Source organism: Caenimonas soli, assembly GCF_013155545.1.
Classification (GTDB): domain Bacteria; phylum Pseudomonadota; class Gammaproteobacteria; order Burkholderiales; family Burkholderiaceae_C; genus Ramlibacter; species Ramlibacter soli.
In genome coordinates this window covers 18528-33112 of the sequence record NZ_JABJVV010000012.1, presented here as the reverse complement: position 1 = coordinate 33112, position 14585 = coordinate 18528, and the positions used below count along the sequence as shown (strand labels likewise).

The 14585-nt window shown below is 66.4% G+C and carries 17 protein-coding genes; 7 read left to right on the top strand and 10 right to left on the bottom strand.

Annotated features, from left to right (window positions below; translation table 11 throughout):
- Positions 1-35 precede the first annotated feature (35 nt).
- Positions 36-1205, bottom strand: a complete 1170-nt coding sequence (gene senA, locus HNE04_RS18555) for a selenoneine synthase SenA (protein ID WP_172222435.1) — start codon at positions 1203-1205, stop codon at positions 36-38.
- Between senA and senB the strand changes: the two genes are divergently transcribed.
- Positions 1193-2188, top strand: a complete 996-nt coding sequence (gene senB, locus HNE04_RS18550; protein WP_172222433.1) for a selenoneine biosynthesis selenosugar synthase SenB — start codon at positions 1193-1195, stop codon at positions 2186-2188. The two genes, senA and senB, sit on opposite strands and share 13 nt — an antisense overlap.
- Positions 2185-3264, top strand: a complete 1080-nt coding sequence (selD, locus tag HNE04_RS18545; RefSeq protein ID WP_172222430.1) for a selenide, water dikinase SelD — start codon at positions 2185-2187, stop codon at positions 3262-3264. Before senB ends, selD begins: the two co-directional genes overlap by 4 nt.
- On the opposite strand, the gene cutA is transcribed toward selD, so the two are convergent.
- A complete protein-coding gene (cutA, locus tag HNE04_RS18540) occupies positions 3261-3593 on the bottom strand; it encodes a divalent-cation tolerance protein CutA (RefSeq protein WP_172222428.1) in 333 nt (110 codons plus the stop codon). The genes selD and cutA overlap by 4 nt on opposite strands.
- A gap of 53 nt (positions 3594-3646) precedes the next feature.
- Here cutA and HNE04_RS18535 point away from each other — a divergent pair, with 53 nt between their 5' ends.
- The gene (locus tag HNE04_RS18535) at positions 3647-4111 is read left to right on the top strand and encodes an Mpo1 family 2-hydroxy fatty acid dioxygenase (protein WP_172222425.1); all 465 of its coding nucleotides are present in this window, start codon (positions 3647-3649) and stop codon (positions 4109-4111) included.
- A 6-nt stretch (positions 4112-4117) separates the two neighbouring features.
- On the opposite strand, the gene HNE04_RS18530 is transcribed toward HNE04_RS18535, so the two are convergent.
- Positions 4118-4567, bottom strand: coding sequence for a hypothetical protein (locus HNE04_RS18530; protein ID WP_172222423.1), 450 nt, complete (start codon positions 4565-4567; stop codon positions 4118-4120).
- Between the two features lie 208 nt (positions 4568-4775).
- Between HNE04_RS18530 and rpoH the strand changes: the two genes are divergently transcribed.
- The 3 genes from rpoH to HNE04_RS18515 are packed head-to-tail and all read left to right on the top strand — an operon-like array spanning position 4776 to position 8514.
- The gene (rpoH, locus tag HNE04_RS18525) at positions 4776-5708 is read left to right on the top strand and encodes an RNA polymerase sigma factor RpoH (RefSeq protein WP_172222420.1); all 933 of its coding nucleotides are present in this window, start codon (positions 4776-4778) and stop codon (positions 5706-5708) included.
- A 45-nt stretch (positions 5709-5753) separates the two neighbouring features.
- Positions 5754-7466 carry a sensor domain-containing diguanylate cyclase gene (locus HNE04_RS18520; RefSeq protein WP_172222418.1) on the top strand — a complete coding sequence of 571 codons (1713 nt, stop codon included), beginning with the start codon at positions 5754-5756 and terminating at the stop codon, positions 7464-7466.
- A 55-nt stretch (positions 7467-7521) separates the two neighbouring features.
- Positions 7522-8514, top strand: a complete 993-nt coding sequence (locus HNE04_RS18515) for a Bug family tripartite tricarboxylate transporter substrate binding protein (protein ID WP_172222401.1) — start codon at positions 7522-7524, stop codon at positions 8512-8514.
- On the opposite strand, the gene HNE04_RS18510 is transcribed toward HNE04_RS18515, so the two are convergent.
- The 6 genes from HNE04_RS18510 to HNE04_RS18485 are packed head-to-tail and all read right to left on the bottom strand — an operon-like array spanning position 8501 to position 13392.
- Complete coding sequence (locus HNE04_RS18510; RefSeq protein ID WP_172222398.1) at positions 8501-9313, bottom strand: DNA alkylation repair protein; 813 nt, start codon at positions 9311-9313, stop codon at positions 8501-8503. The two genes, HNE04_RS18515 and HNE04_RS18510, sit on opposite strands and share 14 nt — an antisense overlap.
- 7 nt (positions 9314-9320) lie before the next feature.
- Complete coding sequence (locus tag HNE04_RS18505) at positions 9321-9905, bottom strand: SCO family protein (RefSeq protein ID WP_172222395.1); 585 nt, start codon at positions 9903-9905, stop codon at positions 9321-9323.
- Between the two features lie 2 nt (positions 9906-9907).
- A complete protein-coding gene (gene cyoE, locus HNE04_RS18500; protein WP_172222393.1) occupies positions 9908-10816 on the bottom strand; it encodes a heme o synthase in 909 nt (302 codons plus the stop codon).
- On the bottom strand, positions 10813-11964 hold the full coding sequence (locus tag HNE04_RS18495) for a COX15/CtaA family protein (RefSeq protein ID WP_172222390.1): 1152 nt from the start codon (positions 11962-11964) through the stop codon (positions 10813-10815). The genes cyoE and HNE04_RS18495 overlap by 4 nt, the downstream gene beginning before the upstream one ends.
- Before the next feature lie 2 nt (positions 11965-11966).
- Positions 11967-12659: a hypothetical protein gene (locus HNE04_RS18490; RefSeq protein ID WP_172222388.1), complete on the bottom strand. Its 693-nt coding sequence runs from the start codon at positions 12657-12659 to the stop codon at positions 11967-11969.
- Positions 12652-13392, bottom strand: a complete 741-nt coding sequence (locus tag HNE04_RS18485; protein WP_328700360.1) for an SURF1 family protein — start codon at positions 13390-13392, stop codon at positions 12652-12654. The genes HNE04_RS18490 and HNE04_RS18485 overlap by 8 nt, the downstream gene beginning before the upstream one ends.
- A 15-nt stretch (positions 13393-13407) precedes the next feature.
- Here HNE04_RS18485 and HNE04_RS18480 point away from each other — a divergent pair, with 15 nt between their 5' ends.
- Entirely contained in the window at positions 13408-13629 is a 222-nt protein-coding gene (locus HNE04_RS18480) for a twin transmembrane helix small protein (protein ID WP_172222385.1), read from the top strand.
- 51 nt (positions 13630-13680) lie between these two features.
- Here the strand turns inward: HNE04_RS18480 and HNE04_RS18475 are convergent, their stop codons facing one another.
- Positions 13681-14562 (bottom strand): cytochrome c oxidase subunit 3, encoded by an 882-nt coding sequence (locus HNE04_RS18475; protein ID WP_172222382.1) that lies wholly within the window; start codon positions 14560-14562, stop codon positions 13681-13683.
- Between the last annotated feature and the right edge of the window lie 23 nt (positions 14563-14585).

The window sequence follows — 14585 nt, the reverse complement described above, 5'->3', positions numbered from 1 at the left end:
ACTGGCGCCGATTACACCCCAAGTGACAGCGCCGGTCAGGCACAGCTGCGAAATCCGGCGAACACGTCGTTGCGATCCGGTTCGAAGAAATTGCGATAACGCGGATGCGCCAGGAGCGGCGAGGTGGCCGGACACGCGCCGCGCAGCACCAGGCGGCTGCCGAACCAGGGCGCGGAATAGTCGCGGTAGGGATGGGCCTTGAAGCCCGGATAGGGCTGGAATGCCGAGGCGGTCCATTCCCAGACCTGGCCCCACGAGAAACCGGGGACTGCAACGGCGGCGCACTCCCATTCCGCTTCGGTGGGCAAGCGGCGCCCCGCCCAGCGGCACCATGCCCGTGCCTCGTGGGCGCTCAGGTGCACGGCCGCATCAGCCCGCTGATGCACCTGTATTTCATGCGCGGGGCGGCCCGTTTGCTGCAACCAGGCCCAGCCGGGTTCGTCCCACCATTGCGGCTGCTCATAGCCCCCATCCTGTACGAAGCCCAGGAAGCGGGTCCATGACACGGGCTGGGCGTCGATCTTGAAAGCGTCGATGCGGACCTCGTGCGCTTGCAGTTCGTTGTCGAAGGCGAAGCCCGGCCCGTCATAGCCCAGCCGGAAGGTTTGCGCGTGCACCTCCACCTCACCGCGCGCCGGCACGTGGGCAGATGCGGGCATCGCAAGAGGCACGGCCAGCGTGCGCGCCATGTAGCAGGCCGCTTCGGCGTGCATCTCCTCATGCAGGCTCACCAACCGGAAGAAATAGAGTTCGGCGTCACCGGCGGCGGGAGGCAGCTGGTCCAGAAGATCCAAGGTCTGCGCATGGACTTCAGCGAGGTATCGCCGGGTGGCAGCCGCATCGGGCAGCGGCAGCTCCCAGCGGCTGCGATGGGCCACCGTGCTCGAATCGTAGAAAGAGTCAGCCGCCTGCAGCAGCGACGGACCCCGCGCGTGCGCCGGGTCGCACTCGACCCCGCGATCACGCTCGCGGTTGCGCCCTATCCAGTATTCCTGGAACCAGCCGATATGGCCCAACTCCCACAGCGGCGGATTGAGTGTGGGCTGGTATGGCACCCGCATGCCAACGGGATCCAGGGCGGCTGCGTACGCATCCGCGATAGCCAGCGTGCGCTCGCGCGCCGCCACGAGCGCATGCCTCACAGCAGCGCGATCGCCGCTGCGCAATGCCTGCGCCGCGCTATAACCGTGGGATGCTTCGTCCATCAGTCGTCATCGTAAGCCCGGCACTGGCCGCTGCCAACAACGGCAACTGGCAGACCGCCCGGCGCTGGCGGCAATTGCTGAGCCCACACTGGCGAGTGCGCATCGTGCAGCACTGGCCGGACGAAAACGGCGAAGACGCCTTCATGTTGGCACTGCACGCGCGGCGGTCCGCGGATGCTATCCAAGCCTGGGCCCAGGCGCATCCCGGCCGGGGGCTGGTCGTCGTGCTCACCGGCACCGACCTTTACGGCGACCTTGCCAACGACCGCGAGGCGCAGCGTTCCGTGGAGGCCGCCCAGCGCCTCGTGGTGTTGCAGGAGCTCGGGGCCGCCGCGCTGTCCGCGCGACTCCGTGAGAAAACCCGGGTCATCTACCAGTCCACCACCGCCCGTGCGCCGCTGCGCAAAAGCGCGGCGCGCCTGAGGGCAACCATGGTGGGCCACCTGCGCCAGGTGAAGAGCCCCGAGACCCTGTTCCAGGCCGCCCGCCTGCTGAGCGAAAGGGACGACATCCGCATCGACCATATCGGCGAAGCCGAAGAGCCGGTGTGGGCCGAGCAGGCCACCGCAACGCAGGCGCAATGCCCCGGCTACCGCTGGCTGGGCCCCCTGCCGCACGCTCAGGCCAGGCAGGCGATCCAGCGCGCCCACGTGCTGGTACACACCAGCGCGGCGGAAGGCGGTGCCCACGTCATCATGGAAGCCGTTCGCAGCGGCACGCCGGTCCTGGCTTCGCGCATTCCCGGCAACGTCGGAATGCTGGGTCCTGACTACGAAGGCTACTTCGAACACGGGAACGCCCCGGCACTGGCCGCCCTGCTGGTGCGCTGCCGCGAGGACCAGGCCCGTGCCGCCAATGACCCCGCCCCGCCGCTGCTGGAGCGGCTGCGCGCACAATGCTCGCTGCGCGCGCCCCTGTTCGCCCCCGAAACGGAGCGGCGCGCATTGCTTCAGCTTCTCCAGGACCTTCAGGAACCGTCATGAACGCGCCATTGAACCCTTCCGCGGCCACCGCTGCCGAGCCCCGCCTGACTTCTCTGTCGCACGGTGGCGGCTGCGGCTGCAAGATCGCCCCGGGCGTGCTGTCCGAAATCCTCAAGGGAACGGCCCGCATGCCGCTGCCCCCCGAGCTGCTGGTGGGCATAGAAACCGCCGACGATGCGGCCGTGTACCGCCTCAACGACGAGCAGGCGCTGATCGCCACCACCGATTTCTTCATGCCCATCGTGGATGACCCGTACGACTTCGGCCGCATCGCCGCGACCAATGCCATCTCGGACGTGTACGCCATGGGTGGCAAGCCGATCATGGCGCTGGCCCTGGTCGGCATGCCGATCAGCGTGCTGTCCACGGCCACCATCGGGCGCATCCTCGAAGGCGGTGAATCGGTTTGCCGCGAGGCGGGCATCCCGATCGCGGGCGGCCACACCATCGACTCGGTCGAGCCCATCTATGGCCTGGTCGCTCTCGGGCTGGTGCATCCCAAGCGCGTCAAGCGCAACGCCGATGCCCGCGCGGGTGACGTGCTGATCCTGGGCAAGCCGCTGGGCGTTGGCGTGCTTTCCGCAGCCCTGAAGAAGGAGCTGCTGGATGCCGACGGATACCGCCGCATGATCGAGACGACCACGCGCCTGAATACGCCGGGCCCTGAGCTGGCGGCGCTGGCGGGCGTTCACGCCCTGACCGACGTGACGGGGTTCGGCCTGGCGGGCCATGCACTCGAACTGGCGCGCGGCGCCGGCCTGGAAGTCCGCATCGACTGGCGCAAGGTTCCCTTGCTGGAGGGCGTCGCCGAACTGGCGGCAGCGGGCCACGTCACCGGTGCATCGGGCCGCAACTGGGCGGGCTACGGCCCGTCGGTGGAACTGCCGGCCGGCTTCGATCCCGTGGCCAAGTCTTTGCTCACCGATCCGCAGACCAGCGGCGGGCTGCTGGTGTCCTGCACCCCCGCCGCGGCCGATGAGGTGTTGGCGATCTTCCGCCGCCATGGCTTCGGCGACGCGGCCGTGATCGGCGAGATGGGGCCTTCCGGCACGCGGCCGGGCGTCCTGGTGCGCTAGGCGGCTACCTCGGCGCGGACCCACTGCGCGTAGCCCTCGCTGGCACTCATGCGCTGGACCAGGAACTGCGGCAGCTCGTAGGGGTGGTGCTGTGTGAGCAGCTCTCGCAGTGCCGCCTCACACTCCGGCGACGACTTGATCGTGAGCCGCACCTCCGGCTCTTCGCACAGCTCGCCCTTCCAGCGGTAGAGCGAGATGATCCCCTGGTCGAGCTGGACGCAGGCCGCCAGCTTCTGCGACAGGATTTCGCGCGCCAGGACTCTTGCGGTTTCCAGGGAACCTACCGTGGTGGTGACGCTCAGAATGTTAAGTTCTTCACAGTCTTGCATGGAACGGGCCTCTCAGAATGAGCCCATTGTTCCAAAAAAGACAGGAGATATCGATGGACACCGTTACCCAGGGCGCCGGCGCGTCGGCGGCCGAACGCGAAGTCGATCGCTTGCTGGCTCACTACGGCGAGAGCCACCAGAATCCGCGCAACGAACGCATCCACTTCGTCGCCATACCGCTGATCATGCTGAGCCTGCTGGGACTGCTCTGGGCGGTCCACCCCTGGCTGGCAATCGGCTTCGTTGCGGCCAGCCTGGTTTACTACGCCCGGCTGTCGCTGGTGTTCCTGGTGGCCATGGCGGCGCTCTCTGCCATCGGCCTGGCCCTGGTCCATGCCATGGGCAGCCTGGTGTTGCCGGTGTCGGCGGCCATTTTTGTGGCCGCGTGGATTGCCCAGTTCGTGGGCCACAAGATCGAAGGCAAGAAGCCCTCGTTTTTCGAGGACCTGCGCTACCTCTGGGTGGGCCCGCTGTTCGTGCTGAGCAAGCTGTTCGCCAAGCTCGGCATGCGCTGGTAGAAAAACTCAGCCGATGGCGCCGGGCAGGTGGATCAACTGGGAGGGAAGTCCCAGCAAGGTCTTGGGCGAACCCTCGGTGCTGCTCGTGGCCTGGAACCACAGGCCCGTGAAGTGGGTGTGCTCGAGGATCACCGAGGCCTCGGCCACCTTGCGGATGCGCGCATCGATCACGGGCATGTTCTGCAAGAGCACGGGCGTCACAACCGGGTCCCATTTCGTGATGCGCACATAGCCGGCAAAGGCGGGCACCCCGCCAGGCCCGGTGCCGGAACGCTTGATGCCGACCTCGATACTGTCGATCGGCACCAGCATACGACGCAGGCAGTCAATAATAATACGCAAGTAATAATTTTCGATGTCGCTGTGGCTCAGTTCAGAAGAGACCACCGGGTTGGCGGGCGGCATCTGCGACGGCTCTCCCTTTTTGGAGAAGACCCGGCTGATCATGTTTTTCATACTGTCTCCGGCCCTGCACCGGGAACATCCCGCGCTTGTTACTATATGTTTCAGATGCTAGCGGGAAACGACTAACAAAGCGACAGGCGCAAGCACCCTTTGATACCCGGGAATACCCTCATTGTCGTATGCTGGTTCTTGAACTCATGTCTTAGCACTCCCTCTAAGAGAGTGCTAGCATAGCAATTCGATGAAAGGAATTTCTGGCATGTCCACCTCTATTGGAGCCCCTGGCACGGCACTGGCGATGGCCAACCCGTGGGCGGTTGTTCCTTCGCTGGGCAATCTCGATGCGTACATCTCGGCAGTGAACCGCCTGCCGATGCTGACTCCCCAGGAGGAGCAGGAGTTCGCCCGGAAACTCAAAGAACAGAACGATCTGGAAGCCGCCGGTAAGCTGGTGCTGTCGCACCTGCGCCTGGTGGTGTCCGTGTCCCGTAAATACCTGGGCTATGGCCTGCCGCACGGCGACCTGATCCAGGAAGGCAATATCGGCCTCATGAAGGCCGTGAAGCGCTTCGACCCCGACCAGGGCGTGCGCCTGGTGAGCTACGCGCTGCACTGGATCAAGGCCGAGATCCACGAATACATCCTGAAGAACTGGCGCATGGTAAAGGTGGCCACCACCAAGGCCCAGCGCAAGCTGTTCTTCAACCTGCGTTCGATGAAGCAGGGCTTCAAGGACGAAGCGGACGCGCAGACCCACCGCGACAGCCTGACCGACGCGCAGATCGACGTCATGGCGCGCGAACTCAACGTCAAGCGCGAAGAAGTCATCGAGATGGAAGCCCGGATGGCCGGCGGCGACGTGCTGCTGGACCCCACGCCGGGCGATGATGGCGACGAAGCCTTCGGCCCGATCGCCTACCTGGCCGACGCCAGCCATGAGCCCACCAGCGTGATGGAATCGCGCCAGCGCGACGTGCTGGCCAGCGATGGCATTGCCGCGGCGCTGGAGGAACTCGATCCCCGCAGCCGGCGCATCGTCGAGGAGCGCTGGCTCAAGGTCAACGACGACGGCTCCGGCGGCATGACGCTGCACGACCTGGCAGCCGAATACGGCGTGAGCGCCGAGCGCATCCGGCAGATCGAATCCGCCGCCATGAAGAAGATGAAGAAGGCGCTCGCCGCGTACGCATAACTTCGTAACCCAGCCATTGGGGCGAAATGCTGCAACAATGGCTGAGTGAGGAGTTCCAAAATAATCTGGTCGTTCGCGGCGGGGGTGGCGCTTTGGCTGCTAAGTCTGGGCACCGCGCTCGCCCAGGATGTCATCGCGTTATCGCCCCAGACGCATGACGTGTCGTTGGAGGGGCGCAGCCGCTACTGGATCGATCCCGGGGGCGTGCGGACGCCCGATCAGATGGAAGCCGCAGGCGACAGCCTGCCCTGGGCCGTGCGCCAGCCCGGCGCCACCCATCGCATCGACGGCAAGGCCTTGTGGATCCGCTTCGAGGCCCTCAACACCGCCGAGAAGCCCTGGTTTCTGAGCCTGAAGTCGTCGGGCATCGACCGCGTGCAGCTGTTCTACCGGTCTCCCGAAGGGCGTTGGGTGGAGCAGGAAGCCGGCGACACCAAGGCTGTGTCCGATTGGCCGATGCGGGGCCGTTTCCCCACCTTCGAGCTATCCCCGGTCGCCGGCAAGCCGGTCCCGTATTGGCTGCGCATCGAGCATGAAAGGGTGGATTTCGCCACCCCCATCGTCATCCAGGATCGTTCGACGCTGGTCGCATCACGCGAACTCGAGCAGTTTCTGCTGGGCGCGTATTTCGGCTTGGCGGGCCTGATCGTCGTCGTGGCCGCCGCTAACGCCGTTGCATTCCGCGACCGCAACTTCGGCGTCTATGCGGTGTACGTCGCCCTCCTGGCAGCGGGCCAGGTGGCGTACCTGGGGATTGGCGCGCAGCACCTGTGGGATCACTGGCTCAAATGGAACGAGGTCGCAACCTTCCTGCTGCCAGGGGTCTCCTCGGCCGCCGCACTCTGGTTCGCCCGCACCGTCACCGAGCCGGCACGGTTTTCCAAGGCCCTTGACCTGCTGGTGTGGAGCCTTATCGCCGCCCTGCTGTCGGCCGTGGCGCTGGACACCTTCATCGTCTCGCGCGGCTCCTTCGCCTTGGTGATGGTGCTCACGCTGCTGGCGCTGGTCGTGGTGTTCGGGCTGATCATCCTGGTGTGGACGCAGGGCGACGACCCTCATATCCGGTTGATCGCGCTGGGATTCCTGCCGGTGCTGGTCATGGCCGTGTTCCCGATTGCCAAGGGCATGAACCTGATCCCCATCAGCCCGCTGACCCGGTACGGCCTGTCGATCGGCGCTGCACTGGAGATGCCCATCCTGTTTTATGCGCTCAGCCTGCGCGGCGCCCGCCGCCGCGAAGCGCAGGTGCGCGCCGCTGCCCTGGCCCACACCGACGCGCTGACCGGCCTGGCCCACGCCCGTACGCTGCTGCAGCGCCTGGATAGCGCACTCGTGCGCTGCCGCTCGCTCAAACACGCCTGCGCCCTGATGACGGTAAAGATTTCCAACTTCGAAAGCATCGCGTCGGAGTTCGGCCGCGAAACGGCCGACAAGGCCTTGGTGGTGGCGGCTTCGCTTCTGCGGCGCGCCATCACCGATATCGACCTCGCGGCCCGGATCGGCGAGCACGAGTTCGCCCTGCTGCTGGAAGGCCCGACCAGCACGGAGAATGCGATCAGCCGCGCGCAACAGGTGATCGCCAGCGGCTTGCGGTCGTCCGACGCCTTGCCACCCGGAACCACGCTCAAATTCCATGTCGCGGTGGCGCTGCTGCCGGACAAGGACCTGGATTCCCCGGGGACGGTGAAATGGCTGCTCGACAGCGTGAATGCGATGCGGCCCGATGCCCGCAAGCTCATCCGTCCGCTCAATTTCTAGTTAGCATTGCGGGTTCCGCTCCCCAAAGGGGCGTCATTCCAAGGAAGTACCAAGCATGTCGAAGTTTCCTGTGCGCCGCGCATTCGTGATGATGGCCCTCGCCGCCGTGTCGTCTGCCGCACTTGCCCAGAAGTCCACCAAGCCCCAGGCGCCCTGGCCGACCAAGCCGCTCCGCATCATGGTCGGCTTCCCCGGCGGCTCCACGCCCGACCTGGTGGCCCGCACGATCGCTGAGCCCCTGTCGAAGGCGCTGGGCCAGCCCGTCATCGTGGAAAACCGCCCCGGCGCGGGCGGCAACATCGCAGCCGACGTGGTGGCGAAGGCGAAAGACGATCACACCATCGGCGTGATGATCAACGGCAACATGACGATCGCCAAGCTGCTGAACCCGGCGACGCCTTTCGATCCCTTGAAAGACTTCGCGCCGATCAGCCTGATAGGCACCGCTCCGCTGCTGCTGACGGCACCCGCCAATGCGCCCTTCAACAACGCGCAGGAATTCTTCCTGGCGGCACGCAACGGGGGCGACAAGTGGAGCTATGGCACGCCCGGCGTCGGTACCGTGGGCCATATCGGCATGGAACTGCTCAAGACCAAGACCAACATCAATGCGGTGCACGTGCCCTACCCCGGCAATCCGCAGGTCATCAACGCGATGATGGGCGGCCAGATCCAGCTGTCCTTGCTGCCGCCGGGCCTGGCCGCGGCGCAAATCCGCGCGGGCAAGCTCAAAGCCGTGGGCGTCACCTCCATCAATCGCAGTCCCCTGGTGCCGGAGTTCGCCAGCCTCGACGAAGGCGGCATCAAGGGCTTCCAGCTGGAAATCTGGACCGCAGCCGCCGGCCCCGCGTCCATGCCCAAGCCTATCGTCGCCAAGCTTTCGTCGCTGATCAGCGAGATCGCGCGCACGCCGGAAGTGCGGCAAAAGCTGTTCCAGCAGGGCTGGCAGGTAGCGGGAAGTTCATCGGAAGGCCTGGCCAACCGCATCAAGGCCGACACCGCCCTGCTGGGCGGCGTGATCGCCATGCGCGGCATCAAGGCTGAATAAGGCTCCGCAACGCGCGGCGCACGATGTAGGCCGTTGCCGGGGAAGTCGATTCACCGCTCCAGCGTTCACACAACCCGTGCACCCACTCGGGTTGGCTCTTGCCCGCGTCGTTGAGCCAGTTGGCCACCGAGTTCTGGACATAGCGGCTCTCGTCCGCCTTCAGCGGCTCCAGCAGAGGCAGCGCACGCCAGGGTTCGGCCTTGAGGATCTCGATCTGAGCGCACCACACGCCGCGCGGGCGGGTGAGTTCGCTGGCAAAGCGGCGGATGTTGGCGTCGCCGTCATGAACCCAGGGCTGGAGCAAGGGGATGGCTTCATCCAGCATGGCCGCCACGTCGGTGCGCACCGACATCCAGGCAATCTCGCGAACGCCGAAATGCGAGTCGGCGGCGAAGCGCCGCACCGACAGCAACTTGCGCGCGAGCGGCAGGCCCGAGAACATGATCCATTGCGCGGCCCAGGAACGCGCCACGTCGCTGGGATGCATGGCAAGGGCGTGGGCAATCGCATCGCGGTCGGCTCGGGGTTCGGCCATGTCGTAGAGAGCACGCGCCACATGCTCGTGCCGCTTGACGGGCCTGAAGGCGCCCAGCATGTCGAGCGTGTCCGCCAGCCGCTCGGCCGCAGGGTCCAACCCGATCTGCCGCGCCACGTTGCGCGTGAGGCGCGCCAGGTCGAGCGCCAGGAATTCGTTCAGGTTGACCGTCGGTATGAGGCCCTGGTTCAGCGCTTCGAGCACCTCCTGCGGGATCAGCGCAATTCGCGCAGCACCGCGCCGTGCGAGCAGGTGCTGGACCATGCCCGTCCTAAGCTTGCTTGAGCAGCAACTGCAGGTCGGAAGCCAGGGCCTGGGGACCGCTGCCGTAGCGGGTGTACAGGCGCAGGCGGCCTTGCGTGTCGTAGACCAGGCTGGCGGCGGAGTGGTCCATGGTGTAGCTGGTGGGGGTCTTGCCTTCCACCTTCTTGTAGTAAACCTTGAAGTCCTTGGCCATGGCGGCCAGCTGCTCCGGCGTGCCGCGCAGCGCCAGGAAGCTGGGGTCGAAGTTGGCCATGTAGCCCTTGAGCACCTCTGGCGTGTCGCGTTCGGGATCGACCGTGACGAACACGCCCTGCACCTTGTCCCCATCGGGGCCCAGTAGTTTCTTCGCCTCGGCCAACTCGGCCATCGACGTGGGGCAGACATCGGGGCACTGGGTGTAGCCGAAGAACATCACCACCAGCTTGCCCTTGAAGTCCTTCAGGCTGCGCGGCTGGCCGTTGTGGTCGGTCAGCTGGAAGTCCTTGGCATAGTCGGCGCCCGTGACGTCGATGGCCTTGAACTGCGGCTTGGATTCGGTGCATGCCGCCAGCAGGCAGGCGGCCAGGGATGCGAGGGCGAAGCGTCGATGCATGGTCAGAAGATGTAGTGGTCCACCAGCAGGGCCGCGAACAGCACGCTCAGGTGGATCAGGGAGAAGCGGAAGGTCTTGCGCGCCAGCGCGTCCGAATACTCGCGCCAGAGCCGGAAACCATAGAGCGAGAAGCCGAAGCTCAGCACCACCGCGGCCGCGAGATACAGCCACGAGCTCATGCCGTAGGCAAAGGGCATGAGGCAGGCCGCGAACAGGACCAGCGTGTAGAGGAACACCTGCAGTCGCGTGAACTCGTTGCCATGGGTCACCGGCAGCATCGGCAGGCCCGACTTGCGGTAGTCCTCGACCCGGTACAGGGCCAGGGCCCAGAAGTGCGGCGGCGTCCACAGGAAGATGATGAGAAAGAGGATCAGCGCCTCCGGTCCCACGTCGCCCGTCATGGCGGCCCAACCCAGGACGGGCGGCATCGCGCCCGAAGCGCCGCCGATGACGATGTTCTGCGGGGTCAGCGGCTTGAGGATGACCGTGTAGACCACGGCGTAGCCGACGAAGGTGGCGAAGGTCAGCCACATGGTCAGCGGATTGACCCACACGTATAGCAGCCAGGAGCCGACGGCGCAAAGGACGGCCGCGAACAGCAGGGTTTGCCAGTCGCTCAGCTCGCCCTTGGCGGTGGCGCGCCAGGCGGTGCGCCGCATCTTGGCGTCTATGCCCTTTTCGACCAGGCAGTTGAATACGGCGGCGGCGCCTGCCACCAGCCAGATGCCCAGGCAGGCGATGAAGGCCAGCCGGAGATCGGCGAGCGTCGGCACCCCGGGCACGGCCAGCACCATGCCGATCAGCGCGCAAAAGACGATCAGCTGGATGACCCGCGGCTTCGTCAGCGCATGGAACTGCTGGAGCTTGGACGCCAAGGGGTGGCCCATCGGTTCTGATTTGGTTGCGCTCATGTCGAAAGCTTCCGTGCCGGCAGGTGCGCCGCCATGAGGGCCGAGCGAGCGCTTGCGCTTTCGCACAAGGCCCAGGTCAGGACGACCACCAGCGCAGCGGCGCCGCCGGTGTGCGAGATGGCGGCTACCAACGGCCAGCCCAGGACTACATTCGAGAGGCCCGTGGCGAACTGCCACAGGACCAGGCCACCAATCCAGTGCGCCTGGATCCGCAGCGGGCCTTGGCGCAGCCGCCAGGCCACGACGGCCAGCGCCGCGACCACGATGTAGGCGAGCAAGCGATGGGCGAAATGGACCGCAGTGAGCGCCGCGAAGGTGATGTTCTCGCCGGCGCCCGTCTTGCCCAGCTGGCGCCACAGCTCGAAGCCCTGCGCGAAATCCATGGCCGGCCACCAGCTGCCCTGGCAGGTCGGGAATTCGGTGCAGGCGAGCACGGCATAGTTGGTGCTGACCCAACCGCCGAGCGCGACCTGCAGCCAGAGCAGTGCAAATGCCGCGGCCAGCCATGCGCGCTGCGCCGGCGTGATCGGCACCGGGCCGACTGCGCGCGCCGCCTGCTCATAGGCCACCGCCTGGCGGCATAGCAACGCCAGCAGCACCAGGCCGCCCAGCAGATGCAGCGTGACGATGGCCGGAAAAAGCTTCATCGTCACGGTGAGCGCGCCGAAGGCGCCCTGCAAGCACACCCAGGCCAGCGTTGCGGTCGGCCACCAGGGGCTGACCGCAACGCCCCGCTTGCGCTGCAGCCAGGTCACCGCGGCGAGCGTCATGATCAGCACGCCGACGCCGGTGGCGAAGTAGCGGTGCAGCATCTCGACCCAGGCCTTGGCATGCGTCACGGGACCGGTGGGCATCGCGGCCTGGGCCTGGCTGATCTGGGCCTGCGCGCCGCTTGGGCTGGCGCTGCCGTAGCAGCCCGGCCAGTCGGGACAGCCCAGCCCCGAATCCGTGAGCCGCGTGAAGGCGCCGAACAGCACCAGGTCGAAGGTGAGGAACAGCGTCAGGAGCGTCAAGGCCTGCAGCCGCCGCGCCGGCGCCTGGCCCTTGTTGCGCAGCCACACCCAGGCGAGCGGCCCGAGCGCGATCGCCACGCCCATGAACATGAGGCGCAAGGCGGGCGACAGGTCGTAGAGCGGCTGGGTGTCCATGATCAGGGGCGGTTGCGGCCGGGCTGGTCCCAGGATGCCGAGGCGCGAAGCACACGCTCCAGGTCGCGTTTGATCTCCTTGGCCGCGGCCGTGTCGACCTCGCCCGGCTTCAGGGCGGGGAATCGCATCATCCAGTTGCCCAGCGGATCCACCAGGTACAGGTGATCGGGCAGCTGCCGGCCCGGCGCCGCGGCCAGCCATTGGCCCAGTTGCGCACCATCGACTCGAAGCACCGTGGCCTGGGCCAGCGCGGGAAGCAGCGACGGGCGAGGCGGGGTGCCGTCAGGCACCAGCCAGACCCAGTCCAGGCGGTCCTTGTCCTTGCCCAGGCCCTCGCGCAACTGGCGCTGCAGGTACAGGTGGTTTTCGCAAGCCGTGTCGCAGGCCCCGCCCGCGACGCTGACCAAAAGCCACTGGCCGCGCAGCGAGCGCAGCGGTACCGCCGCGCCGTCCAGCGAGGTCGCGGTGAACGCCGGCAAGGCCCGCTGCGGCTCGATCAGTTCTCCGTAGTTGCGCCTGCCCTCCGGGCGGACCACGTAGTAGGTGAAGTAGGAGGCCACCACCGGCGCGGCGCAGACCGCCAGCACGGCCAGCATCTTCAGGCGCCCCATGCGGGTGCGGCGGCCGTCCCCCTCCAGCGCGTCCTGGGGACGGGGAAGCGAATGCACCGTGAGGCCCAGGGGCTCGTCAAGCATGCGGGAGCTTTCGAAGCGGGGCGATGAACTGGAACCAGACATAAAGGATGGCGATCAAGGCGCTCAAGGCCCACCACTGGAAGGCATAACCGTAATGTTTCGGGGCGCCGCTGGCGGCCTCGGGCCACTCGCGCAACAGGCCTTCCGACGGCTCGCCGGTCTGCTGCACGGCCAGGTCCAGCAGCGCCAGACCCGTTTCGGCCCGGAACTGGGCCAAGTCGATATTTTGCCGGATGGCGCCGCCGCCGGCGCCGCCGAACTCGTATAGCTTGCCGGGAGGCGGGGCCATACGGCCGCGCAGCTCGACCACGCCCGGGGGCGTATCGACTGGCGGCAACTTGTCGCGCTGGACGAAGTTGCGCTGGACCCAGCCGCGTTCGACCAGCACCGCCGCGGGGCTTGCTTCGAGCTTCAGGGGCGTGACCACATAGAAGCCGGGCTTCCCGCGCATCTGCCGGTTGTCCAGGAATACCGTGTGCTGCGGCAGCCAGGTGCCGCGCAGGATGACCGGTCGATGCAGCAGGTCCGCGGTGCTGGAGGTCGCGGCGGCGGCGGCCAGGAGGGTCTGCTGGTCGATCGTCGGCAGGGCGCCGCGCACCTGCATGGCTGCCTCCAGTGCGAGCTTCTGCCCCGCCCGGCTCATCTGCCAGGCACCCAGGGCCAGCGTGGCGGCGAGCGCGGCCAGGGCGGCGAACGTCACCAGCCAGAAGCGCGCTGAGCGGGTGCCGGTCACGGGATAATTGCCCTCATGAAATATCTCGTGCTCCTGGCGTTCGTGGCCATCATCGGCAGCCTGGGTTCGGCCCTGTTCTTCATGATGCGAGACGGCCAGGGCGGCAAGCCCAAGACCAGCAACATGGCCCGCGCGCTGGCGTTCCGCGTCGGGTTCTCGATCCTGCTGTTCGTGTGCATCCTGCTCGCCTGGAAGTTCGGTTATATCCAGCCGACGGGCATACCCGTCGGCAAGTAATCCACAAAGGACAAGGGCCGCATCGCGGCCCTTGTTTTAGCGGGTTGCCCGTTACATCCAGTACACCAGGGTGTACAAGCCGAGCCACACCACGTCCACGAAGTGCCAATACCAGGCGGCGCCTTCGAAGCCGAAGTGCCTGTCGGGCGTGAAGTGCCCCTTCATCAGCCGCAGCGTGATGAACAGCAGCATCAACATGCCGACGATCACGTGGAAGCCGTGAAAGCCGGTGAGCATGAAGAAGGTCGAGCCGTAGGCGCCCGACGTGAGCTTGAGGTTGAGGTCGCGGTAGGCGTGGAAATATTCGTAGCCCTGCACGCCGATGAAGGTGGCGCCCAGCACGACGGTGATCCACATCCACATGATGGTCCGGCCGCGATGGTTCTCACGCAGGGCGTGGTGGGCGATGGTGAGCGTGACGCCCGAAGACAGCAGCAGCGCCGTGTTGATGGTGGGCAGCCAGAACGGCGTCATGGTCTGGAACGGCTCGATGATGCCGGCCGGGGAAGCCGTGGCACCGGCGGCGAGCGTGGGCCACACGGCCTTGAAATCGGGCCAGAGCAGCGAATTCTCCAGGCCGCCGAGGGCCGGCACCGAATGCGAACGCATCCACCACAGGGCGGTGAAGAACGCGCCGAAGAACATCACTTCGGAGAAGATGAACCAGCTCATGCTCCAGCGGAATGACAGGTCGACCTTGTGGCCGTAGTACCCGTCTTCGCTCTCGCCGATCGCCTCGCTGAACCACTGGAACAGCACGCCGAACAGCCAGATCAGCCCGAAGAACAGCGCGTACTTGCCCCATCCGGCGCCGTTGATCCACTGGCCCGCGCCGAGGATGACCCAGAACAGGCCGAACGACGCCATGACAGGATGGCGCGAGGGTTGTGGCACGAAATAGTAAGGCGTGGTGCCCGGTGCAGCTGAACTCATTTGAACTCCTGATTTCCCGATAC